At 70.5% G+C, this 22,468-nt stretch carries 20 protein-coding genes; 9 read left to right on the forward strand and 11 right to left on the reverse strand.

The genetic code is table 11. From position 1 onward, the window contains the following. Positions 1-48: 48 nt before the first annotated feature. From HCR68_RS07185 to HCR68_RS07200, 4 genes are all read right to left on the reverse strand, one after another. On the reverse strand, positions 49-1,746 hold the full coding sequence (locus tag HCR68_RS07185) for an ATP-binding protein (protein WP_167148111.1): 1,698 nt from the start codon (positions 1,744-1,746) through the stop codon (positions 49-51). Positions 1,747-2,060: 314 nt separating this feature from the next. After that, positions 2,061-3,506 (reverse strand): adenylosuccinate lyase, encoded by a 1,446-nt coding sequence (gene purB / locus HCR68_RS07190; RefSeq protein ID WP_167148114.1) that lies wholly within the window; start codon positions 3,504-3,506, stop codon positions 2,061-2,063. A 5-nt stretch (positions 3,507-3,511) separates the two neighbouring features. Continuing rightward, the gene (locus tag HCR68_RS07195) at positions 3,512-3,922 is read right to left on the reverse strand and encodes a hypothetical protein (RefSeq protein ID WP_167148116.1); all 411 of its coding nucleotides are present in this window, start codon (positions 3,920-3,922) and stop codon (positions 3,512-3,514) included. Positions 3,923-4,231: 309 nt separating this feature from the next. Beyond that, positions 4,232-4,603, reverse strand: coding sequence for a hypothetical protein (locus HCR68_RS07200; protein WP_167148118.1), 372 nt, complete (start codon positions 4,601-4,603; stop codon positions 4,232-4,234). 178 nt (positions 4,604-4,781) lie between these two features. Between HCR68_RS07200 and HCR68_RS07205 the strand changes: the two genes are divergently transcribed. Beyond that, complete coding sequence (locus HCR68_RS07205; protein ID WP_167148120.1) at positions 4,782-5,252, forward strand: XRE family transcriptional regulator; 471 nt, start codon at positions 4,782-4,784, stop codon at positions 5,250-5,252. Positions 5,253-5,502: 250 nt separating this feature from the next. Here HCR68_RS07205 and HCR68_RS07210 read toward each other — a convergent pair whose 3' ends face one another. Both HCR68_RS07210 and HCR68_RS07215 read right to left on the reverse strand, forming a co-directional pair. After that, on the reverse strand, positions 5,503-6,261 hold the full coding sequence (locus HCR68_RS07210) for an SIP domain-containing protein (RefSeq protein WP_167148122.1): 759 nt from the start codon (positions 6,259-6,261) through the stop codon (positions 5,503-5,505). A 46-nt stretch (positions 6,262-6,307) separates the two neighbouring features. Beyond that, entirely contained in the window at positions 6,308-6,616 is a 309-nt protein-coding gene (locus HCR68_RS07215) for a C1 family peptidase (RefSeq protein WP_243858981.1), read from the reverse strand. Between the two features lie 61 nt (positions 6,617-6,677). On the opposite strand from HCR68_RS07215, the gene HCR68_RS07220 reads away from it, so the two are divergent. From HCR68_RS07220 to HCR68_RS07230, 3 genes are all read left to right on the forward strand, one after another. Then, positions 6,678-7,349, forward strand: a complete 672-nt coding sequence (locus tag HCR68_RS07220) for a class I SAM-dependent methyltransferase (protein WP_167148124.1) — start codon at positions 6,678-6,680, stop codon at positions 7,347-7,349. A 685-nt stretch (positions 7,350-8,034) separates the two neighbouring features. Beyond that, positions 8,035-8,262, forward strand: coding sequence for a hypothetical protein (locus tag HCR68_RS07225; RefSeq protein ID WP_167148126.1), 228 nt, complete (start codon positions 8,035-8,037; stop codon positions 8,260-8,262). Further along, positions 8,259-10,349: a hypothetical protein gene (locus HCR68_RS07230; RefSeq protein ID WP_167148128.1), complete on the forward strand. Its 2,091-nt coding sequence runs from the start codon at positions 8,259-8,261 to the stop codon at positions 10,347-10,349. The genes HCR68_RS07225 and HCR68_RS07230 overlap by 4 nt, the downstream gene beginning before the upstream one ends. Positions 10,350-10,368: 19 nt before the next feature. Here HCR68_RS07230 and HCR68_RS07235 read toward each other — a convergent pair whose 3' ends face one another. After that, positions 10,369-10,776 (reverse strand): phage holin family protein, encoded by a 408-nt coding sequence (locus tag HCR68_RS07235; protein WP_167148130.1) that lies wholly within the window; start codon positions 10,774-10,776, stop codon positions 10,369-10,371. Positions 10,777-10,822: 46 nt separating this feature from the next. Here HCR68_RS07235 and hisC point away from each other — a divergent pair, with 46 nt between their 5' ends. Then, positions 10,823-11,980, forward strand: a complete 1,158-nt coding sequence (hisC, locus tag HCR68_RS07240; RefSeq protein WP_167148132.1) for a histidinol-phosphate transaminase — start codon at positions 10,823-10,825, stop codon at positions 11,978-11,980. 203 nt (positions 11,981-12,183) lie between these two features. On the opposite strand, the gene HCR68_RS07245 is transcribed toward hisC, so the two are convergent. The 3 genes from HCR68_RS07245 to pgm form a co-directional block, all read right to left on the reverse strand. Beyond that, positions 12,184-13,341, reverse strand: a complete 1,158-nt coding sequence (locus HCR68_RS07245) for a YwiC-like family protein (RefSeq protein WP_208320528.1) — start codon at positions 13,339-13,341, stop codon at positions 12,184-12,186. A gap of 269 nt (positions 13,342-13,610) precedes the next feature. Beyond that, positions 13,611-14,141 (reverse strand): GNAT family N-acetyltransferase, encoded by a 531-nt coding sequence (locus tag HCR68_RS07250; protein WP_167148134.1) that lies wholly within the window; start codon positions 14,139-14,141, stop codon positions 13,611-13,613. A gap of 200 nt (positions 14,142-14,341) precedes the next feature. After that, positions 14,342-16,024 carry a phosphoglucomutase (alpha-D-glucose-1,6-bisphosphate-dependent) gene (pgm, locus tag HCR68_RS07255; protein ID WP_167148136.1) on the reverse strand — a complete coding sequence of 561 codons (1,683 nt, stop codon included), beginning with the start codon at positions 16,022-16,024 and terminating at the stop codon, positions 14,342-14,344. Positions 16,025-16,506: 482 nt separating this feature from the next. Between pgm and HCR68_RS07260 the strand changes: the two genes are divergently transcribed. From HCR68_RS07260 to HCR68_RS07275, 4 genes are all read left to right on the forward strand, one after another. Then, positions 16,507-16,905 carry a RidA family protein gene (locus HCR68_RS07260; protein WP_167148138.1) on the forward strand — a complete coding sequence of 133 codons (399 nt, stop codon included), beginning with the start codon at positions 16,507-16,509 and terminating at the stop codon, positions 16,903-16,905. 423 nt (positions 16,906-17,328) lie between these two features. After that, positions 17,329-18,348: a DUF5129 domain-containing protein gene (locus HCR68_RS07265; protein ID WP_167148140.1), complete on the forward strand. Its 1,020-nt coding sequence runs from the start codon at positions 17,329-17,331 to the stop codon at positions 18,346-18,348. Positions 18,349-18,451: 103 nt separating this feature from the next. Continuing rightward, a complete protein-coding gene (locus tag HCR68_RS07270; protein ID WP_167148142.1) occupies positions 18,452-20,071 on the forward strand; it encodes a DUF5129 domain-containing protein in 1,620 nt (539 codons plus the stop codon). A gap of 148 nt (positions 20,072-20,219) precedes the next feature. Continuing rightward, a complete protein-coding gene (locus HCR68_RS07275) occupies positions 20,220-21,110 on the forward strand; it encodes a DUF5926 family protein (RefSeq protein WP_167148145.1) in 891 nt (296 codons plus the stop codon). A gap of 362 nt (positions 21,111-21,472) precedes the next feature. On the opposite strand, the gene HCR68_RS07280 is transcribed toward HCR68_RS07275, so the two are convergent. Next, positions 21,473-22,330 (reverse strand): DUF817 domain-containing protein, encoded by an 858-nt coding sequence (locus tag HCR68_RS07280; protein WP_167148147.1) that lies wholly within the window; start codon positions 22,328-22,330, stop codon positions 21,473-21,475. Positions 22,331-22,468 lie beyond the last annotated feature (138 nt).

The raw sequence follows: 22,468 nt of genomic DNA on the forward strand, positions 1-22,468 counted from the left end.
GGCGGACGGCTCTGGCCGCCGGGCCGAGGCTCCAGTCAGGAATGTCCGTCAGGCTCGGCGGTAGGTGGTGGTGATGTCGCCCTGACGGCCATCTGTCAGGACCGCTCCGGCCTCCCTGAGGCGTCTGAGTGCGTACATCACCTGGCGCGCGGACAGCCGTGTGGCTTTGACGATCTGCTGACGCGTGCGGGGCCCGTTCTCCAGACAGGCCCAGACGGCAGCCGCATTGGTGGACAGGGTGGAGATCTCGCTGGGAATGGTGTCCTCGACGTCGGGGGTCGAGCGGGCCTCGTCGGAGACCAAGGCATAGGACGTGGCACCGCGCTGTCCTCGGGCCTCGGCATAGCCCCGGCTCACCAGCTCCTGGAGGTGACGGCGGGCTTGCTGTGAGTCACCGCCGAAGCGACGGCGGTAGGAGGAGTTCGTCCACGATCTTCCATGCCGCATCTCGACGAGTGCATGGCGCTGCTCGACGCTGAGACCGTGTGTCTCAAGGTCGGACAGCCAGCTGAGGTCTTCAGGTGAGAGAAGCGCGCTGCGGGGGAGCAGGGCCGTGAAGCGTACTCCGGTGTCCTGAAAGCGGACGGACTCCATGTCCGCATCGCGCAAGGCGCGCCGGACCTCCCGGATCCCGGAGCCGAGGCCTTCGATCACCCGCCGTCCCTCATAGTCCGTGGCGAAGGTGCAGATGGTGTAGAGGTGCTCGTTCACCGCGGACTTCCCATCGCGTGTACCGAGCTGGTCCACGCTCAACCCCCACAGACCTCCTGGACTGGAGATGATGAGACGGTCGCGCAGCAGGCGGATCTCAACCCCTTTCGAGAGGGCGGGCTCGGAGAGGTCTCGGTGGACGAGCGCGTTGGCGATGAGCTCGCGAACCGCGATGAGTGGGAACTCGTGGACGTCTCGGCCATGCCCGTCATCTCCGAACCGGATGCGGGTCTGCGCGGTGCGTGCGACCCAGTCGACGGCGTCAGTGAGCATCTGAGGCAGAGGGCCCGCGATCGTGAGTCGATCTGTTGCTCTGACTCCGTCGTTCGTGTCGGTGACGGCGGCTGTGATGGACAGGCCGGGAAAGTGTCTCTGCGGGTAACGCCCCAGCGCATACAGTCCTGCCAGGGTCGTCTCTCCGTCGTCGGTGAGAACGTTTAGGTTGAGAAGAACCTCGGCGTCGGACTGGCCTGTGAGCGCGGTGGTGCCGGTACGTACCGACCGAAGGAAGCGCTGGACCAGGTTGTTGTCGAGGCTCTTCGCGGTGGTGCCGGGGACGGCGACTGAGTCCTCGCGAGGACGCCGGTGCCGGAGAAGCAGCTGTTGCTCCTCCTGCTGAGACATGCGGTAGTCGCCGTCGTACTGGCGCAGGTAGGCCGATCCCGTCTCCTTCCACCGGCATGGCTTGCTGTTGACCGGGACTTCCTGCACGTTGGCGGCGACGACGGTCTTCCCGTCAATGGCGATGGCACGTGGATCCACAGCGATCTCGCTCGAAAAACCTTGCCGGGCCTGCGAAACGAGGGCCTGCATGAGGTCGTGCGGATGCTGAGCTCCGACGACGGATACCGGGTTCTCACTGACGCCGAGGAGGATGGTGCCGCCTCCGGGAAGGTTCGCGAAGGCGGAGAGCGTCGGACCGAGGGCGGTAGGGGAGTACTCGGAGAAGGTCTTCGCCTCGATCTCCAGGCAGTCGCCGCCCTCCAGCTCCAGGCGGGCGAGCGCCTCCGTGAGGTCATCCAGATCAACAATCACGCGCTCATTGTATATAAAGTGTGCATGAAGGGTCTCTGAGTGTCTATGAAGTGTGCATCAAGCAGGTCAAGATGTATATGAAGGGCTCCGGCTTGTCTATGGAGTGTCGATGAGGGAGCCTGCACCGGTTGGCATTGGCGTCGTCGGGCTGAGCCCGGGCCTGTGCCGGGGCCTGCTGGGCGTACTCCACGACGTTCGGTTGCCACTGGCCGGGGGTTAGCCGTACTGCACGACACCCAGACCGTCGTGGAGTACAGCCAAGTGTCCTCCAATACGTGCTGAGGTTCGTGCAGTACGGCCGGTGAGGGCGAGTCTCAGTCGTCCAGGTGGGCGACGAGCTCGGCGGCCAGGCCCGTGTAGGTGGCGGGCGTGAGCGCCAGCAGGCGCGCCTCGACGTCGTCGGGCATGCCCAGCCCGGAGATGAACTCGCGCATGCCCTCACCCGTGACCTTCTTGCCGCGGGTGAGCTCCTTGAGCCGCTCGTAGGGGTCGGCCATGCCGGTGGCCCCGGCGACGGCGGCCGCCCGCATGGCCTGCTGGACCGGCTCGCCGAGCACCTCCCAGGTCGCCTCCAGGTCCTCCTCCAGGCGAGCGCGGTCGACGTCGAGCCCGGCCAGGCCGCGGCGGATGTTGTCGATGGCCAGCAGTGAGTGCCCCAGGGCCACGCCCGCGTTGCGCTGCGTGGTGGAGTCGGTGAGGTCCCGCTGGAGGCGGGAGGTGACGAGGGTGGCCGCCAGCGTGTCCAGCAGCGAGCAGGAGATCTCCAGGTTGGCCTCGCCGTTCTCGAAGCGGATCGGGTTGACCTTGTGCGGCATGGTCGACGAGCCGGTGGAGCCCTGCGCGCTCAGGCGCTGGTGGAAGTAGCCCAGCGAGATGTAGGTCCACACGTCGGTGGCCAGGTTGTGGGCGATCCGGTTGAAGCGGGCGACGTCGGAGTAGAGCTCGGCCTGCCAGTCGTGGGACTCGATCTGGGTGGTCAGCGGGTTCCAGGTCAGGCCCAGGTGCTCCACGAAGCCGCGGCCCACGGCCTGCCAGTCGGCGCCCGGCACCGAGACGACGTGCGCGCCGAAGGTGCCGGTGGCGCCGTTGATCTTGCCCAGGTACTCGGTGGCCTCGACGCGGCGCACCTGGCGGCGCAGCCGGTGGGCCAGGACCGCCAGCTCCTTGCCGAGCGTGGTGGGCGTGGCCGGCTGGCCGTGCGTGCGGGCCAGCATGGCGGCGTCGGCGTACTCGTGGGCCATGGCGGCCAGGTCCTCGACCAGGCCGCGGGCGGCCGGCAGCCAGACCTGTTCGACGGCGGCGCGGATGGTCAGGGCGTAGGAGAGGTTGTTGATGTCCTCGCTGGTGCAGAAGATGTGGACGATCTCGCCGACCTCGGGCAGCACGGTGGGGCCGCCGTCGGCGCCGACGACGCCGGGGGCCTGGGCGGCCGCTGCCAGGCGCCGCTTGAGCAGGTACTCGACGGCCTTGACGTCGTGGCGGGTCTCGGCCTCGATGGCGCCGAGCTCGGCGATCGCCTCGGCCCCGAAGTCCTCGACGACGCCGCGCAGGTAGGCCTGCTCCGACTCGCTCAGGCGGGGGGCGCCGGGCAGGACGCCGCCGTCGGTGAGGTGGATGAGCCACTCGACCTCGACCTGCAGGCGGGCCCGGTTGAGGGCGGCCTCGGAGAGGTGGTTGACCAGTGGTGCGGCGACGGCGCGGTAGCGGCCGTCCAGGGGGCCCAGGGCGATGGCGGGGGAGACGGTGGAGAGATCGACCATGCCGCTCATTGTGGCAGGTTGCCGCCGATCTCTGCGAGGGGAGTCTCCGGGGTGGTGACGAAGACGGGCTGCGTGGCGGGCTTGCGCCGGCGGAGTGCGTTCACGACGACGTAGAGCAGGATGCCGGTCGACGGCAGGTTGATGGCGGCAGCGGCGTCGTGGTCGTAGAGGCCGTAGCCGAGCAGGGCGATCGCCAGGCCGAGGCCGATGACACTCAGCGCGAGCACCGAGGGGCCCGGGATGCGCTGGGACGGTTCGGCGCGCTGAACGTGCTGCGCCTGGAGGAGGATGAGGCTGACCGTCAGCAGGCTCAGGGGGGTCAGGAGGGAGGTTTCCCAGCCGAACAGGCCTCCGCCGACGGTCAGGACCAGAACGGTGGTGGCGAGCGTGAAGACGACTGGAGGGAGGAGTCGCATGGTAATGACCTCATAGGGGTGGACATGATGGGGAGTGGTACGACCAGGCAAAATCCTGCCGGATTCTTATGGTGCTTTCAACAAGTCGCCCGTCATCCTTGATGGGGAGCGCTGCCCGGGCTCGCCAACCCTACTCAGCCACTCGGCCTCCACCTGACGAAACCCGGATCTACCAGGGGGAATGCAACATCACTGTGACGCCATAGGACGCGGGTGACCCGTAGATAACGAGGTTGCGGAGGCGGACGTGCGGCCCCGATCGACGTCGTCGGGGAACCGGGATCTGCTGAAGCGCGCGGGGGAGGGGACCTACCGGGACCGGGGCGGGTCGCCGGCGGTGGCGCCCCTTCTGCGGTCCCTCAGGCTACTCACCAGGACGTAACCCAGCAGTGCCAGGGCGGGCAGGTTGATCAGTGCGACGGCGTCGGACAAGTAGAGGCCGCGCGCAAGGGCGAGTCCCGACAGAACGATCCCGAGGAGCCCCAGTGCCCGTATCGCCGAGGGCGGCATCGTCCGTTCTCCGGGGTCGGCGGTCTGGGCGCGCAGCAGGATGAGGCCGAGCAGCAGCATGCACAGCGACGTGTTGAGGCTGCCGGTCCGCCAGTCGAGCAGCAGCCCTCCGATCCCGAGCACCAGGACGATCAGGGCGACAACCAGGATGGCGAGCCTGATGAGTCGCATGGCGGGCACCTCACTGAGCAGTTCACGACGGCGGACGTAGCCAGATTAAACCGGTGACCTGGCCGGAGACTGAATACGGGTACGCCCGTCCAGCTGGCCGATGCCGTGCGAGAGGCGGTGCCGTTGTGAACGAGGAGCGCGATCGGCCTTCGTCGTGGTCGTGCAATATGCTGACCTCATGGGTCGTTTCCGCACTGATGATGCTCCGGCACTCATTCGTGCTGCGCGTCTGGACGCTGGGCTGACACAGACCCAGTTGGCTCATCGTGCCGGGCTGCGCCCGCCGAGCCTGATGCAGATGGAGGCCGGGACTCAAACGGTGTCCGGCGAAATGCTCGAGAGGGTGCTGCGGGCAGCTGACTACCGGCCGTCGGTTCCGCTTGCCATGCAGGCCGATGAGATCGCCGCCTGCGCTGAGTCTCATGGCCTGAGCAATCCTCGCGTTTTCGGCTCATCCGTCCGAGGGGAGGACGACTTCGACTCCGACATCGATCTGCTGGTTACACCATCAGCCGACACTGATCTGTTCGATCTGGCCCTGTTCGTCGATGACGTTGAGAAGCTCACTGGGTTCCCGACCGACGTGGTCTCCGATGCCAATCTGCCCGTCCAGCTGGCCGATGCCGTGCGAGAGGCGGTGCCGTTGTGAACGAGGAGCGCGATCGGCCTCGCTTCACACCACGTGCTCGGAAGGGTGACTCGAGGCTCCATGATCGTGAGAACCTGACCGCTGAGATCTCGCTCATTCGCGACCGGATCAACGCCGGCGAGTAGCTCTTCATTCTCATGGGAGCGGGGCCTGTCGTCGAGTTCGTAGGGTAGGTCGCGCGTTCGTACCCTCTACCCCCCCCGAACGCGCGGTACAAGGTACGACCGCGCGGACGTGGGCCCGGCTCGGGTCAGGCCTCGGAGGCCACGCCCATGGCACGGCCGCGAATCCAGTAGGCCTGGTGCTGGATGCTGCGCCGGCTCATCCCGGAGGCGACCAGGTGGCGCCGCACCGCCTTGGTGGCGCTGCTCTCCAGGGCGATCCAGGCCCAGTCGAGCGCCAGGTCCCCGGTGTCCGCCCACAGGGTGTGGTCGACGGCGGCCAGCAACCCGTCCTGGGACACCTCGGGGTCCAGGCGGATGAGCTTGTGGTCGCGCTCGGCCCGGGGCAGGTAGCCGTCCTCGGGCGCCAGCATGATGACGGTGGCCGGGCTGCCCGCGGGGGCCGCGTTCACGGCGTCGGCGAGCGCGGGCGCCGAGGCGAGGTCGCCCACCAGCAGCATCCGGTCGCCGTGGGACGGTGGGCGGTAGCTGGTGCCGCCCATGACCTGGACGGCCACCGTGGCCCCGGGCCTGACCCGGTTCGACCACCGCGACGCCGGCCCGGCGGGCTCGTGGTGCAGGAACAGGATGGTGGCGCTGGAGTGGGCCCGGTCGATGCGGGTGAGGGTGTAGGCGCGCTGGTACTCGCGGTCGCCCTCCGGGATCCACATCCGCACCCAGGTGGTGGGCGGCAGCGCGGCGGCTCCGGTCCCTAGAAGGCTCGGGCACTGGACGGTCAGCTCCGTGTAGGGCGGGAGGTCGCGCACCCCGGTGACCGTGAGCCTGTGCTCCGGCACGCGCAGCGCCTTGAGCACCGTGCCCTGGAACCCGCGTCCTCCACGTGCCATCTGCCGGCTCGCCTTCCTACGGTCTCGTCTCTTCCCAAGGCGAACCTTAGCCGGAGCAGGGGTGGTCTTGCCTGGGACCGCCTGCCCAGAACCGCCTGCCCAGAACGGCCGGGACGCCGTCGACCAGGTCCACCCCGGTCAGGCACATGGCGTGGGTGAGCGCCGACTCGCGCGCCACCAGCCGCTCGGCCTTCGTCATCGACAGGTCCACCCCGTACAGGCCCTCGTAGTCGTGCAGGCCGGCGTCCCAGATCCCCGCGCTCTTGTCGCGCTGCTTGGCGACGTCGCAGGCGAACCACACCAGCTCGCCGTCCTGGATCGCGACGATTGCGGACGCCTCATTGTGCGTTCGCAACAGGGCCTGGGCGATCTGCCGCGCGGGCCGTGGGGCGAGCCGGCGCCGGTAGGCTCACGCCATGACCCAGCCCCACCAGCAGCACTCCGACTCCCACTGCGCCGTCGGCGACCACGCCTCCCGCTGGGAGGAGCGCTACGCCTCGGTCGAGCGGCTCTGGTCGGGCCGCCCCAACGACTGGCTGCCCGAGCTCGCCGCCGGCTGGAGCCCCGGGACCGCCCTGGAGATCGGCTGTGGCGAGGGCGCCGACGTCCTGTGGCTGGCCGAGCACGGCTGGCGGGTGACCGGGCTGGACCTGTCCGCCACCGCCATCGGACGCCTGCGCCTCCAGGCCGAGCGCCTCGGCCTTGCTTCGCGCGTGACCGGCCGGGTGCACGACGTCGGATCCGGGCTGCCGGAGGGCCCCTTCGACCTGGTGACGAGCTTCTACGTCCACGGCGGACCCGAGGAGGGCTCCCTCGACCTCGTGGCCCTCCTGTCCGACGCCGCCGCCCGCGTCGCACCCGGCGGGCGCCTGCTCACGGCCGTGCACGCCGTCAACCCGCCCTGGCACACCCATCACGCCCGGACCTACACGGCCGGCGAGCTGGTCGCGGGGCTCGCCGGGGCGACGGCCGGCTGGGAGGTCGTCGTCGCCGAGGAGCGCCGGCGGCACGCGACGGGGCCTGATGGCCAGGAGGGTAGCCGGGCCGACGCCGTCGTGTGCCTGCGCCGGCCGCCGGCCGCGTCTTGATGAAGAAGCGTTGGGAACGGCCCTGAAAAACCGCCGGAATATTCTGGGTGACGGCCGGAATGTGGTGCAAGCAACGTGGAAATGGCGGGATGGCGCCCGTTTCTCAGCATGTTCATAGGAGTTTCCGGGGGGTCCGCCCAGGATCGGTGGGTTACATAGTTACTGCCGCCGGACGGAACCGGTCACGAGGGTTGGGGAGCCCGATGACTGGCAGGTCTCCGAGTTCGGAACGGGTCTTAGGGAGCCCGGACTGGACGTTCTGGCGAAGGAGGTTCCGCCTCCCCGGCCTTATGGGAAGCCGGGTAGCAGGAGGACCTCGCGAGGCTTGGGCCCGCGGTCCGGGAAACCGGATCGCGGGCCGAGTCCTTTCCTGAGCACCCAGCAGCCCGGCTCGGACGGTTCCAGTCGCGGCACGGATCGCGGCGCAGTGGCCTGAGGCTCACGCGGATACAGGCTCACGCGGCTACTGCACATGGCCCGGGTGCTACTGGGGAAGGCGAGGGTGTACTCCACGAGGGTCCGGACCTCGTGCAGCACGCCGCCGTCGGCGCCGCTGTCACCCCAGCGGGGCACTCTCCGCGTGCCGCATGGCCCCCGGGGGCCACAGGCGGCGGGCTGCAGGGCTGATCCACAGGGCCGCGTGCGGGCGCTGCGGTCGCCGGCGAGGGCGTCCTACCGTCGAGACATGTCTTTCTCACTGTCCCTGTCCAAGATGGACTACGACACCGCAGTCACCCGGTTCCCCGCCTCGGTCCCCGCCAGCTGGGTGGGCGCGGACTCCATCGCCTGCCAGAGCGCGCTCGACAACGCCTCCGGTCTCCTGACCTCGCTGGCGACGCTCTACGAGACGGCGTTCACCGACGTCGGCGTCATCGAGGCCCGCAGCTCATCGAGCGGAACGAGCCCGTCATGACTCCGGTCGCCACGCAAGGCTCCGACGGCTCCTACCCGGCGTGGGCTCAGGACCCCCATGCGACGAAGCCCCCTTATTCCGAGCAGTCGCCGGCTGCGCCCACGGCCCCTGCTGCCCCGTACAAGGGTCCGGCGCCGGAGGATGCGGGCCACCCGTGGCGCATATGGGCGGACGGGGTCTCGGTGGTGGTGTCGGGCGGCAGCGTCTCGGTCGATACGGCGGACCTGGACGCCCTGTCCTCCAGCCTCACCTCCGCCGCCGGCTCGCTCGACGACGCCCGGACGCTCATCGCCACAGTGGTCACTGAGGTGAATGCGGCGCCGCCCCCGCCGCTGCCCCCGATGTCCCCTCTTGAGCCCCGAGGCCTTCTCAACCCGCAGGGAACCTGGGATGACGTCGGCGGTCAGTGCGTTCCCGCTCCGGACCCCGCCATCCGTCCCTCCCTCTCCTCGCAGGGAGACGGATCGTCCACCGGCGCGTACCCCTTCGGTCTTGACCTGGAGAAGGACAAGGCTCTTCACTCCCTGGACGTCCTGAGCTCGGGACCCGGGTCGCTTCTCGACGTCGCGGACACCCTGCGCGGCATCGCCTCCGACGTCACCGCCTGCTCCCAGGCCCACACGCTCGCCGAGGGCGGCGCCGCCCCCGGCCCAGACCTCGTGGGTCCCGTGGACATCCGGGCCTTCGACTCCGGTCTCATCCAGCTGGCACTGGGGTCCTCCGTCGTCGGCTCGTTCCCCGTGATATCAGCCCTGCTGGCGTCGTCGGCGTTACCCACCTGGCTGCCCTACAAGCTGCTGGAGGGTCATGAGGGCGGCCAGGCCGTCGCTGAGGCACTCCACCTCCTCCTGGAGGACCCGGCCACCGAGCAGTGGGTCAAGGAGGACGCCGTGCGGATCGCTCTGCTGACGCTGTGGCTCACCAAGGCCAGGACCGGCCGGGAGTCGGCCACCATCGAGGCCTACCTCAAGCAGGTCTCCGAGCGCCTCGACCCCTGGGTGACGCAGCGCCTCCCCGCCCAGGTGGCCGCGGGCACGCAGACTGTGGACACCACGAGCCTGACCCCCATGCAGCGCGTCACCATGTACCTGGGGATGAACGCGACGTCGCTGGGCGCCGGGGTCTACGGAAGCCAGACCGGTATCACGGTCACCCCGGTGGGCGGCAGCGGCTCCACCGTGCTCCCGCCCGCCACCAAGGACCCCCTGGGGCTCGGCAGCCCGGTCCAGGCCGGCATGACCGGCAGGGGCAAGGAGTCCAAGGCTCCGCAGAGCATCTCCGAGACCATCGCCCACTGCCAGGAGGTGCAGTCCTCCAAGGGCTCGTTGGAACAGGCCGACGACGAGGACGGCGTCATCTCCATCCAGCGGGTCGAGCACGCCGACGGTCGCGTCTCCTGGGTCGTCTACGTCCCCGGCACCACCGACTGGACCGTCGGCGACGGGGAGCCTCAGGACCTGCTCACCAACCTCGAGGGCGTGGGCGGCACTCCCACGGTCATGGAGAGCGCCGTCGTCACCGCCATGCGTCAGGCCGGCATCCAGTCCGGCGAGGAGGTCGCCCTCTACGGCCACTCCCAGGGCGGGATCACCGTCTCCAACATCGCCGCGGACCCGGCGATTCAGGACCGCTACAACATCACCACGGTCCTCACCGCCGGAGCGCCCACCGCGGGCGCGGACATCCCCGACGACGTCCACGCCCTGCACGTGGAGAACACCGGCGACGCCGTCCCCGGGCTCGACGCCGCGCCCACGCCCACCGGCCCCCACCGGCAGGTCGCCACGGTCGACACCCACCAGATGAGCACGGGCGGCTACCCCCACGCCGCCGACGTCTACGCGCAGGCCACCGAGGGCATCGAGGACCGGGCCCCCGAGCTGACCGACTGGAGCACCTCCTTCTCCCGCGCCTCAGGCGCCGGCGAGCAGGGGACGGCCACCACCGAGTACACCTTCACGGTCCAGCGCAACACCGACTCGTCCGGCGTGTACAAGGACGGCGACGGCTACCAGGGCGAGGTGCCGTCGTCGGCGCCCTCCTACGAGCTGCCGACCCCGGCCCCGCAACCCTCGGGCGAGCATTAGATGGTGTTGCGAAGGCCTGTCAGTCCTCGCGGCGCACCAGCAGCGCGGCGATGATCGAGGAGATCACCGAGATGATGATCGATCCGACCACGGCAGTGCCGAAGGAGGAGACCTCCAGCCCCAGCGGCACGGAGCCGCCGGCGCCCAGTGCCCCGATGTGGTCGGTCAGCCAGCCGGTCAGCGAGAGCATCGCGCCGTTGACCACCAGGGCGAACAGCCCGAAGGTGATGATGTAGAGCGGAAAGGCCAGGAACTTCGCCACGGGCTTGACCAGCGAGTTCACCAGCGCCAGCACCAGTCCCAGAATCAGGAGGTTCAGCCACATCTGGGCGGTGCCCACCCCCTCGGGCACACTCAGCCCGGACAGGAGGCGCGTGGCCAGCCACAGGCCGGCCGCGTTTCCGATGGTTCGTGCCACGATCTCCATGGGTCCATTGTGTCTGAGCAACCTGTGCCGGTGCCAAGATGGGGCTATGAGTTCCGCAGCGACCCCAGCCACCGGCGAACCGGACCCGCCCGCCCCCGTTCTCGCCCAGGACGAGAGGCCCTCGACGACGGTCCGTATCCGCCCCGACGTCGCCGCCCTGCCCGCCTATGTCCCCGGGGCCCGGCCCGACGCCGCCGGCCCGGTGGAGATCGCCAAGCTCTCCTCCAACGAGCTGCCCTTCGGGCCCCAGGACGCGGTCGTCGAGGCCATCACCCGCGCCGCGACCGGCGTCAACCGCTACCCGGAGATGACGGGTGAGACCCTGACGCAGGCGCTGGCGCGCCGGTGGGGTGTGGGGGCTGAGCAGGTCGTCGTCGGCAACGGCTCGGTCGCCCTCATCCAGCACCTGCTCGACGCCGTGTGCCGGCCCGGCGACGAGGTCGTCATCCCCTGGCGATCCTTCGAGGCCTACCCGATCTGCGTGGCCGTCGCAGGCGCCACGGCCGTGCGCGTCCCCCTGACCCCCGACGCGCGTCACGACGTGCCCGCCATGCTGGCGGCCATCACCCCCCGAACCCGCGTGGTCATGGCCTGCACCCCCAACAATCCCACCGGCACGATCCTCACCGCGGGCGAGCTGGCCGCGCTCGTGGCCGGGGTGCCGCGCGACGTCGTCGTCCTTATCGACGAGGCCTACCTCGACTTCGTCACCGACCCCGAGGCCGGTGACGCGCTCACCCTGCTGGCCGGGGCCCCCAACCTCGTGGTCTCGCGGACCTTCTCCAAGGCCCATGCCCTGGCCGGGATGCGCGTGGGCTACCTCGTGTGCGAGTCGGGCCTGGCCGCCGCCATCCGCTCCGTGGCCACGCCCTTCGGGGTGAGCCTGCCCGCGCAGGCCGCTGCCGCCGCCGCGCTGGGAGAGGCCGAGCTGGCCTGCACCGCCGAGCGCTCGGCCGCCGTCGCCGCCGAGCGTGACCGGGTGGTGGCCGCCCTGCGCGCCCAGGGCTGGGAGGTGCCCGACGCCCAGGGCAACTTCTTCTGGCTCGGCGTGGGACCGGAGACGACGGCGCTGGCCGAGCACTTCCGTGCCGCCGGCATCCTCGTGCGCCCCTTCGCCGGCGAGGGAGTACGGGTCTCGATCGGGACGACGTCGGACAACGACCGGGTACTGGCCGCCGCGGCCGCCTGGCGCGTCCCACGTTGAGGCCAGCAGGACCGGCGGTGAGGGGAGGAGGGACGTGCCGAGCCGCCCCTGAAACCGGGCGGTCCCGCGCAACGGGCGGCCGCGGCAGCCTGGTGCGACCGCTGAGGCGCAGCGGACGGTGGTGCCTGGGACCGGGTGGCGGCGGGGCCGGGTGAGCGCCGCCGCCACACCCAGCTGTCAGGCCGAGTCGTCTCAGCGAGTTGTCACACCGAGATGGTCACCAGGAAGGCGATGCACATGACGACCTCGACAATGCCCATCGTGCCCGGCCGCAGCGGGCGGTGACGCCTGCGCACCAGGCTCCACTGCCACAGCGGCATGACCAGCGAGCGCACGGCCAGCACCACCCACAGGACGGCGTGCCCCCACGGCAGCAGTCCCCGCGACGCCAGCCAGAAGGTCACCGCTGCGACCGCCGCGTGTGCCACCACCGTCCCGGCCAGCAGCACGTAGTTGAAGCGCTCGCGGATCATCGACTTGATGTAGGGGACCGTCCCGCAGAAGTAGGCGGCGGTCAGCGCCGTCACCAGCCACATCCAGGACCAGCCCGTCAGCGCGCCGTTGGGGGAGGCCCCCGGCAGGGGGGCGCTCGGCGTTCCCAGTCCCAGGAACCCGCCGTCGCCGTGCACCGCCAGGCTGTAGGTGACGGCGGCCATGAGGGAGGCGGCCGCCGTCGTCGACAGCCCCGAGATCAGCGAGCGCTCGTGCCCGCGCCACACCTGGTGCAGCGCGATGACGAACAGCGGCAGCAGCGGCACGACCCACTGGATGAGGTAGGGCGCCACGAGCAGGGTGATGAGGGCCAGGGAGGCCGTCCAGCCGGTGTAGACCAGGAGCGGCAGCATGATGAGGGCGCGCTTGCGGGCCGAGCGGGTGCGCAGCCACTGCGACCAGGACCAGTAGGTGAGGTAGCCGCCCCACCACGCCGGCAGGAACAGGAGGTTCACCCAGCTGAAGCCGCCCACGACCCAGCCGACGATCGGCGGCAGCACCAGCATCGACCAGGCCCCGTGCTGGTTGGGGACCCAGGCCTTGCGGCCGGGCTGGCGCCGGATCTGCTCCTGGGTGGGGGGCTTGGGGCGCTCGGTCTGCCGGGGCCTGCCGGTGGCCAGCATGATGTCGTCCTGAGGACCCGGTCGGGACTGCTGGGAGGGGGCCCGGCGTGACCGGACGGTGCCGTTCGGCGCCTCGGCGACGTCGTCGGGCGAAACGGACTCAAGGACCTCGGGGGACTCGTAGGACGCGGGGGACGCGGATGACTCAGCCGACTCGGGGGACTCCGCGTGGCCGGCGGAGCCGGCGGACGCGGGGGAGTGCTCGACGTGGTGACTGGACGGCCTCGACGGGCGGGACTGGCTCACACCCGTCACCCTAGTCGCTCGCCCTGGCACCTGGCCGGGAAGTTCCTGCGTCGACAGGAACATTCCGCACGGCCGGGGACATTTCCCCGCGGCCGGGGGCATTCGACGCCGTCGGGGACGGAAATCCCGCACCCGTACGCGTGAGACGTCCCCGTCCGCGACTCGCATGCACCCGTACGCGTGAGACGTCCCCGTCCGCGACTCGCACGCACCCGTACGGGCGACATGTCCCCGGCCGCGAGCCAGGTTGGACCGGTGGTAGGGGCGGGTCAGGTCAGGGTGAGCCGCATCTGGTGCCAGGGCACCCCGCCGTGGTTGGAGGGGGACAGGCCCTCGTCGACGAAACCGAGGCGCGCGTAGAAGGCCACGAGGTCGTCGAGGCAGGTGAGCACCAGGCCCTGACGGCCGTGGGCGCGCGTCGTCTCGATGACGGTGCGCAGCAGGCGGGTGGCCAGCCCCTGCCCCTGGGCGGCGGGTGCCGTGGCGACGCCGAAGATCATCTGCCAGGCGCCGTCGGGGTCATGCATCGTGGGCGACTCGTACATCTCGTCGCTCAGGTCGCGCTCGTTGGTGCACAGGCCGTTGACCAGCGCCAGCAGCGTGCCGGACTCGTCCTCGATGAGCCAGAAGTGGTCGGCGTAGTAGGCCATCCGCTCGGCGATCGTTGTTGGACTGGCCGCCTGCTCGGGTGGGAAGCAGATGGCCTCCAGGGCGGCCGCCATGGCCGCGTCCTGCGCCTGCTGGGCCGGGACCGTCCGGGCCGTGCGGATGTGCAGGATCGTGGAGTCGGTGGTGTCCATGCCAGCATTCTGGCCAGTCGGCGGCTCGACGTCGACCGCTCGCCCGCCTCCACCCTCCACAGCCGGGGACATTCCACGCCTGCGGGGGTTCCTCCACGGACGGGGACATTCTGCGCGTACGGGTACAGAATTCCTGTACCCGTACGCGCAGAATGTCCCCGGCTGGAGCGCAGCGGCCCGCCCGATGGTGGCCTTGAGCCTCAGCCGCCCAGGGCCGCGGAGACCACCTGCTTGGCCTCCTCCTGGACCTGCGCCAGGTGGTCGGCGCCCTTGAAGGACTCGGCGTAGATCTTGTAGACGTCCTCCGTGCCCGAGGGCCGCGCGGCGAACCAGGCGTCCTCGGTGGTGACCTTGAGCCCGCCGATGGCGGCGCCGTTGCCGGGCGCCTCGACCAGTCGCGCGGTGATCTCCTGGCCGGCCAGCTCGGTGGCGGCCACGTCCTCTGCGGCCAGGGCGGCGAGCTTGGCCTTCTCCTCCTTGGTGGCGGCGGCGTCGATACGGGCGTAGGCGCTGGCGCCGAAGCGCTCCACCTGCTCCTCGTGCAGCTGGGAGGGGGACTTGCCGGTCACGGCGATGATCTCACTGGCCAGCAGGGCCAGGATGATGCCGTCCTTGTCCGTGGTCCACACGGTGCCGTCCTTGCGCAGGAAGGAGGCTCCCGCGCTCTCCTCGCCCCCGAAGCCGATCGAGCCGTCGAGCAGCCCGGGCACGAAGTGCTTGAAGCCCACCGGCACCTCGATGAGGGTGCGGCCGATGTAGGCGGCCACCCGGTCGATGAGGCTGGAGGAGACCAGCGTCTTGCCCACGGCGGCGTCGGCGGGCCAGCCGGGCCGGTGGGTGAAGAGGTACTCGATGGCCACGGCCAGGAAGTGGTTGGGGTTCATGAGCCCCCCGTCGGGGGTGACGATGCCGTGACGGTCGGAGTCGGCGTCGTTCCCGGTGGCGACGTCGTAGGGGGTCCTGCCCTCGGCGTCGGGGGTCATCTTCTCGCGCAGCGAGGCCATGGCGTTGGGGGAGGAGCAGTCCATGCGGATCTTGCCGTCCCAGTCCAGGGTCATGAAGTGCCAGGCCGGGTCCACCTCGGGGTTGACCACCGTGAGCTCCAGGCCGTAGCGCTCGCCGATCGCGCCCCAGTAGTCGACCGAGGCGCCGCCCAGCGGGTCGGCCCCGATGCGCACACCGGCCTCGCGGATCGCGTCGAGGTCGATGACGTTCTCCAGGTCGGCGACGTAGGTCTCCAGGTAGTCGTGCTTGATGACGTAGGGGCCGTCGAGCGCCTCGGCGATGGGGACGCGGGGGACCTCCTGCCAGCCGGAGGCCAGCAGCTCGTTGGCGCGGTTGGCGATCCAGCCGGTGGCGTCCGAGCCGGCCGGGCCGCCGGTGGGCGGGTTGTACTTGAAGCCGCCGTCGCGCGGCGGGTTGTGGGAGGGCGTCACCACGATGCCGTCGGCCAGGCCCGCCCCGGTGGTGCGCACGCCGGCCTCGGTGCCGGCGCCGTTGGCCAGGAGGATCGAGTGCGAGACGGCCGGGGTGGGCGTGTAGGAGCCGCGCGAGTCGACGGCGGTCATGACGCCGGCGCCCGAGAGCACCTCGATGGCGGTGCGCCAGGCCGGCTCGGACAGGGCGTGGGTGTCGCGTCCCAGGTAGAGGGTGCCGTCGGTGCCTTGGGAGCGGCGGTACTCCACGATGGCGGCGGTCGTGGCCACGATGTGGGCCTCGTTGAAGGCGGTGTCCAGGGCGGATCCGCGGTGCCCGGAGGTACCGAAGACGACCTTCTGGGCCGGGACGGTGGGGTCGGGGACGAGGTCGTAGTAGGCGGAGACGACCTCGTCGACGTCGATGAGGTCTTCGGGCTGTGCTGGCTGTCCTGCGCGTGCATGCATGGGGCACAGTGTGTCACGTACCACTGGTTGAATCAGCCCGTTTCGCTGTGCGAAACAACGGGCGCTGCGGGGTCGGGAGCTGTTCATCCGCGGGGGCGAGATGCCCGACGACGACGGTGTTCCGGGAGAGTTCGCAGCGAAGGCCCGGCGGGAAGTGCCGTAGGTCCCGGGTGGGGCTGCGGTGCGAGAGGCCGGTTCCCGGATCCTGGCTCGCCGGATCGGCGACTGCACTTCGTGTCGGGAACGTACTTTCCCGGCAGGCCACTGAGGTCCTCCCCAAGTCGTCCGCGACAACACGCAGTCCTCGACGCGAAGGTACGTCCTCGATGATCGCCACCAGGCCGGCCGGCAGAGCCTCCCGGAACCGGCCTGTTCTCGGGACATGGGTAGTCTGGCCCGGGCGTCGGCGCCGCCGCTGTACCGCCGCGCCCGCCCGAAACGACAGGACAACGCGCCCCAGCGCCCAGGAGGAACGAGGAACCATGACCGTCAGCCGTATCGCCACCACCAGCGCCCCCGCCGCCGTCGGCCCCTACTCCCAGGGCGTCTCGACCGGCCAGGAGGCGGGCTCGCTCGTCTTCGTCTCCGGGCAGGTGCCGCTCGACCCGGCCACCGGCGCGCTCGTCGACGGCGACATCCAGGCCCAGGCCGAGCAGGTCCTCAAGAACGTGGGGGCCATCCTGGCCGAGGCCGGGCTCGGGTACGACGACGTCGTCAAGACCACGGTCCTGCTCGCCGACATCGCCGACTTCGCCGCCGTCAACGAGGTCTACGCCCGCTACTTCACCGGCCAGACCCTCCCCGCCCGGGCCGCCTTCGGCGTCGCCGCCCTGCCGCTGGGGGCCGGCGTCGAGATCGAGGCCATCGCCGCCCGGTCCTGAGCCGGATTCCGCACTCCACCTCCCCGACGGGGCGCCGTCCCCCGCCGGCCTAGGTCGTGTTGCGAAACGGGGTCTGTGGGGATCTCTCAGAGCCGCAGCAAGGCACGTGCTCTGTCGCGGTCGTACCTTAGGTCGCGCGTTCGAGGGGTAAAGGGTACGAACGCGCGACCTACCCTACGAACGCGCGGATGTCTCAACGTGCTTTCACAACAGGACCTGGGGCGTTGGGCCCTGCCGCCGGGCCGGAGCGCTCACTAGGCTTCCTCGCGGTTCCGCCTCCACGGGGCGCCCTCTATCGGGGGCGCCCCGTGTTGATCTCCCCATGGTCGGCGGCCCGGCTGCGCGGAAGGATGAGGCACGCCGGACGGCCACTGAGCCGCAGACCGGTCAGGACCCGGGTTGAGACGCCATGAGAGGAGGACGATGCCGCCCACGCACCCGCCCCTCATCGTCCGCCTCGGTGGGATCCGCTCGCTGCTGGCCTTCTCGACCATCATGACTGGCGGCCTGGCGGCCGTTCTCTCACCGGTGGCCGCGGCGGTCCGGGCGCCCAGGCTCCTGCCCCCCTCGTTACTGCTGACCCTCCTGGGCGCCGGATGCATCGCCTACTACCTGTGGCGCGGCCTGACGGCGCGCCGCGTGGCCGGGCAGGCGCTGCGCCACTACTCGCAGGTCACCCACGACTACGAGGCCACCGAGCTCCAGGCCCGCCTCATCCCGGAAGGCGAGCCCCGTGGCGCCCGGGTCATGGCCCGCTACCGCTGGTTCCGCGACGAGTACGAGAACCTGACCCGCTCCTGGCAGGACCTCGGCAGCCCTCGGGGCGCCCAGTGGTTCGATCCGGGGATGCTCGGGCGCGTCACCGAGCTCGGGCGGCGCTCGGCCGCACTGGACTCGACCGACGACGTTATCGCCGGCGATGCGGCCCTCCTGACCCTGTCCTCCAGCTGGGAGCGGCGCTGGTACGACGAGCAGCGGCCGGTCCTTCAGGACCTCGACCTGCTCCTGGGCCTGTGCCAGCAGATCGACTCCCACGCCTTCGCCCCCGGCGGCACGGTGGAGGCCCGGGAGCAGGTTCGCGCCCACCACCAGCGCCTCACCGAGATGACCGCCGAGCTCTCCGCCGGCCGCCTGCAGCCCTCGGCGGCTCTCGACGAGCTCACCTGGATCGCGGCCGACGTCCGCCGGTCGGCGAGCGGCCTGGCACTTCGCGCCGCCGCCACCGGTCCACCCCTCAACCCACTTAACGCCGGGGCGCACCGCCGGCTGGACGCCCGCGGCTCTCCGGGCGTCGTCGGGCCCGGGAGACCCGGGCGACACCGCGGCTACTGGTATCCGACCGGCGGCCACGTCGGCGTCGGCCCCACCGGGCACGGCGGTTCCCAGCAGTTCCTGGCCGCCCGAGCACGCTTCTTCGGGGACGGCACCTTCCCGGGGCTCTGATCGACGTCACCCCGTCCACGGCCCGGAGGGGCTGAGGGTGCCGGGCCCTTCGCCGCCCACAACCATCACACCGCCACGTCACAAGGAAGAAAGGGATGTTCGGATGCAACAGTCTCGCATTGCCGGCCTGGGGGGAATCCGGTCGGTGGTGGCCTTCACCATCAATATCGTGGTGAGCCTGGCCCTTATCGCCGTGCTGCCGATCATGGTCATCTGGCCCTTCAGCGGGAGCCACCGCCCCACGGTGGAGGTCCACGACGAGGCCGGGATACTCCAGACTGAGCCGCTGGCCAAGGAGATCCAGTCGATGCGGTTCCGCCAGGACGTCCACGTCGCCGTGCTCACCGTCCCGGGCTGGGACGTCGACAACCTCAACGACGCCGTGCTCGCCTACGCGCGCTCCCACGAGCGTGACACCGACGTCCCGTGGATCTCGACGTCGAACCCCAACTACTGGAGCGACGGCCTGGTGATCCTGGCCGTCGCCCCCGACGCGCGCAAGGTCGGCTGCTACTTCGGTGAGGACGTCGCGGTGCCCCTGGCTCAGCAGGCCGCCATCCAGGACGCCGCCAAGGACCAGTACCGCCGCGCCGACTGGTACGGGGGCACCGTCTCCATGGCGACCAGGACCGCCGACGTCGTCGGCCGACCCGGAGGCGGCGACGTGGGGACCACCTACGTTCTACCGGGGATCGCGGCGCTCGCGGGCACCGTCTGGCTCTCGTACTACCTGTGGCGCGGCTTCACGGCGCGGCGTCGGGCGCGCGAGGCGCTGCGCCACTACTCGCAGGTCACCCACGACTACGAGACCACCGAGCTCCTGGCAGGCACGATCCCCGAGGACGAGCCTCACGGGGAGCAGGTCATGGCCCGCTACCGCTGGTTCCGCGGCGAGTACGAGAAGCTGACCCGCTCCTGGCAGGACTTCGGCAGTCCCCGAGCCACCCAGTGGTTCGGCATGTCGGTGCTGAGGCGTGCCACCAGTCTGGAGAAGCGCTCCGCGCTCCTGGACTCCCTCGACGACGTCATCGCCAACACCGCTACCTTCCTCAACCAGGACAACGGCTGGGAGCGGACCTGGTACAACGAGCAGGGCCCGGTCCTGGAGGACCTGCAGTCGCTGCGGCGCCTGTGCCATGAGATCGACAGCTCCGGCGTCGCCAACACGGGCACCATGCCGGAGCGCTCCAGGGAGGAGCGGGAGTGGGTCCGCTCCCGCAAGCAGCGCCTGGACGCCATGACCTCCGAGCTGGAGGACGGTTCGCTCCAGCCCTCGGCCGCGCTCGACGAGCTCGATGAGATCGCCAGTGAGACGAAGACGAAGGCGGCCCGGCTCGCGCGCGAGGCCATCGACGCCGATACCTCCAGGTACGCCGACGAGCGCCGTCGGCGCTACGACTCGCGCTCGTCCAGGAACGCCGCCTACGCCGGCTACTGGTACCTGGGCGGGGGACACGGCTCCTACAACCCCCACTCGACGATCCGCCTCAACCCCTCCTCACCCGCGATGTCTGCGCTCGGCTCGTCCGCCTCGGGCTCCGGTGCCGGAGGCTCCTACAGCTCCTTCACCCCGATCTCCGACCTGGTGACGGGCTACAGCTCGGCCTCCTCCTACACGCCGTCGAGCTCCAGCGGGTCGGGCTCCAGCTTCTCGGGGAGCAGCTTCTCCGGCGGCTACAGCGGCGGAGGCTTCTCCGGATCCGGCTCCTCCTCCAGCTTCTGAGCCGGGGCTCGCTGCGGGCTGTCGGTCGGCGGCGGGGCGCCCGGGGGCGTCCGGCCACCGGCCGGACCGGCCGTGAGCCGCGTCATGGGGCGTCGACGGGCCGGCGTCGGCCTGGGAGGGGCACGGGCCGGCCGGTAGGCTGACGGCCATGTCGAAGAAGAAGCGCCACGGGCGCCGTCCGGCCCCCAAGACCGCCAAGCCCCGCAAGCAGAGTATCGAGTTCGTCGCCCGCCCCTTCGCCGGCATCCCGGCCGAGGAGGACCTCGTGGCGATGGCCCAGATCATCCCGGCCGCCACGGCCGCGGTGCGCCTGACCGAGGAGTACGGCGGCGGGCAGGTCCAGCTCGTCACGCTCCTGCCCGAGTTCGTCCAGGGGCTCAAGCGCTCCGACGGCGAGGTCCTCGTGGCCATGCAGACCTCCATGCACTCCGGGGACGCCTCCCGCGACGTCGCCGCCGCGGTGCTCGCCACCCTCGAGCTGCCCGAGGGCCAGGCGCTGCGCTCCGAGGGCCTGCCCGAGCCCGGTCCGCGCCTCCAGGACATCCTCGACACCAGTGAGCCGCCGGTCGTCTCCGTGCGAGAGACCTTCGACTTCTGGATCGACCCCCAGGCCGGGGCCGGTGACGCGCAGGCCAGGCAGGTCATCGAGGACGCCATCGAGCGCGCCAAGGAGGAGATCGCCCCGACCCGGCCCGTGCCCGGCGTCGAGCACGCCTACTGGTGCCGCCTGGGCGCCAAGGAGTTTGTGCGCTGGGTGCGCGGGGAGGACGAGGACGAGTTCTTCAACGCCTTCGCCCGCATCCACGCCGCGCGCGAGTCGGACCTGGAGGAGGGCGCGCGCTTCGTGGGCGCCTTCCGGGCCAACGGGGTGGCCATCCCCGTGTGGGAGCTCGTGCCCGGAACCGAGGCCGAGGAGCTGACCGAGCCGCTGCAGGCCATGGGCAGGCGTCTCGACGCCGCACTGGCGGATGAGAGCCCCCTGAGCCCCGAGGTCCGCCGTGCCAAGGCCGGCATCATCTCCCGCCAGGTCAACCTCTAGCCCCTCTCCTTTTCTTTCGTTGAGCCGGGCATTTCTCGCGCAGCCGGACAGAAATTCTGCCCGGCTACGCGAGAAACGCCCGGCTCGGTGGTGGCGGGGTCAGGTGGTGGCGGCGGGGACATTCGACGCCGTCGGGGACCCTTCTGCGCGGCCGGGGACATTTCACTCGTGCGGGTGCAGGATTTCTGTCCCCGTACGTGCAACATGTCCCCGTTTGATCGAGGGATGCACCCGGCTGCGCAGAATGTCCCCGGCTGTGGTGGGGTTGGGCGGGTTCTGGGGCGGTCCGTCTCCGACGGCGTCGAACCCTTCCTCTCCGCGGTGCTGCCGGGCGCGGGTTCGGGGCGTGAGGGGTGCGCGGCTCAGGTCTCGGCGATACGCAGGCGTTGGCGCGTCACTCGTGGCAGGCCGCGCCCGTAGAGGGTGCCCTCCTTGGCCTTGACGGCCGCGACGAGCACGAAGCTGAGCGTGATGAGCAGTGCCCAGCTGCCGAACTTACCGGCATGTACCAGGTGCCAGCCGTCGGCCTGGTTGGGATAGCGCCAGGCACTCAGGGCCGTGGCCAGGTTCTCCGCCAACCAGAGGAAGGCGCCGATGAGGATGAAGGCCACCGTCGTCGGCATCCGGTAACGGTCCCCGCCGACGGTGAAGTGAGTGGTGCTTCCCCACAGGGCGATGAGGAAACCGGCCGCGATGCCCCAGCGCAGGTCGACGATGACGTGGTGGGTGAAGAAGTTGAGGTAGGCGGCCACGGCCAGCAGGCTCACCGGCCACCACCGGAAACCGCCCGTGTGCAGGTCGAAGCGCCGGAAGGCCTGGCAGATGTAGGAGCCGACAGAGGCGTACATGAAGCCGGAGAAGACCGGCACCCCGCCGATGCGCACCGCCCCGGCATCCGGGTAGGCCCAGGAGCCGGTGTGAACCTTGAACGCCTCCAGTGCCAGCCCGATGAGGTGGAAGGCGCAAATGACGCCGAGCTCGCGCCAGGTCTCCAGCCTCAGGGCGACGAAGGCGATCTGCACCACGACGACGTAGATCAGCAGGGCGTCGTAGCGGGCGATCGGCGGATCGGCGTAGCTCCAGATCAGAGTGCTCACCGCGAGTCCCACGAAGATGGCGATGGCGAAGCCGCAGCACGCCAGCTCCAGGAGAGTGAACTGGATGAGGCGGCGGGGGAGCAGGCGCCAGCGACTCAGCGGGAGGCGGGCGGTGTCGGGCACGAGGCGAGTATGCCGCACCTCGACGTCGCACCGGCTTCCCTCGCGGCCAGGGACATCTCGCGCGTACGGGTGCAGGAATTCTGTCCCCGACGGCGTCGAACGTCCCCGGCCGTGGCGGACGGGATTCGGCGGGGGAGT

The sequence above is a fragment of the Actinomyces sp. ZJ308 genome (assembly GCF_011752065.1).
In the GTDB taxonomy this organism is placed as follows: Bacteria; Actinomycetota; Actinomycetes; order Actinomycetales; family Actinomycetaceae; genus Actinomyces.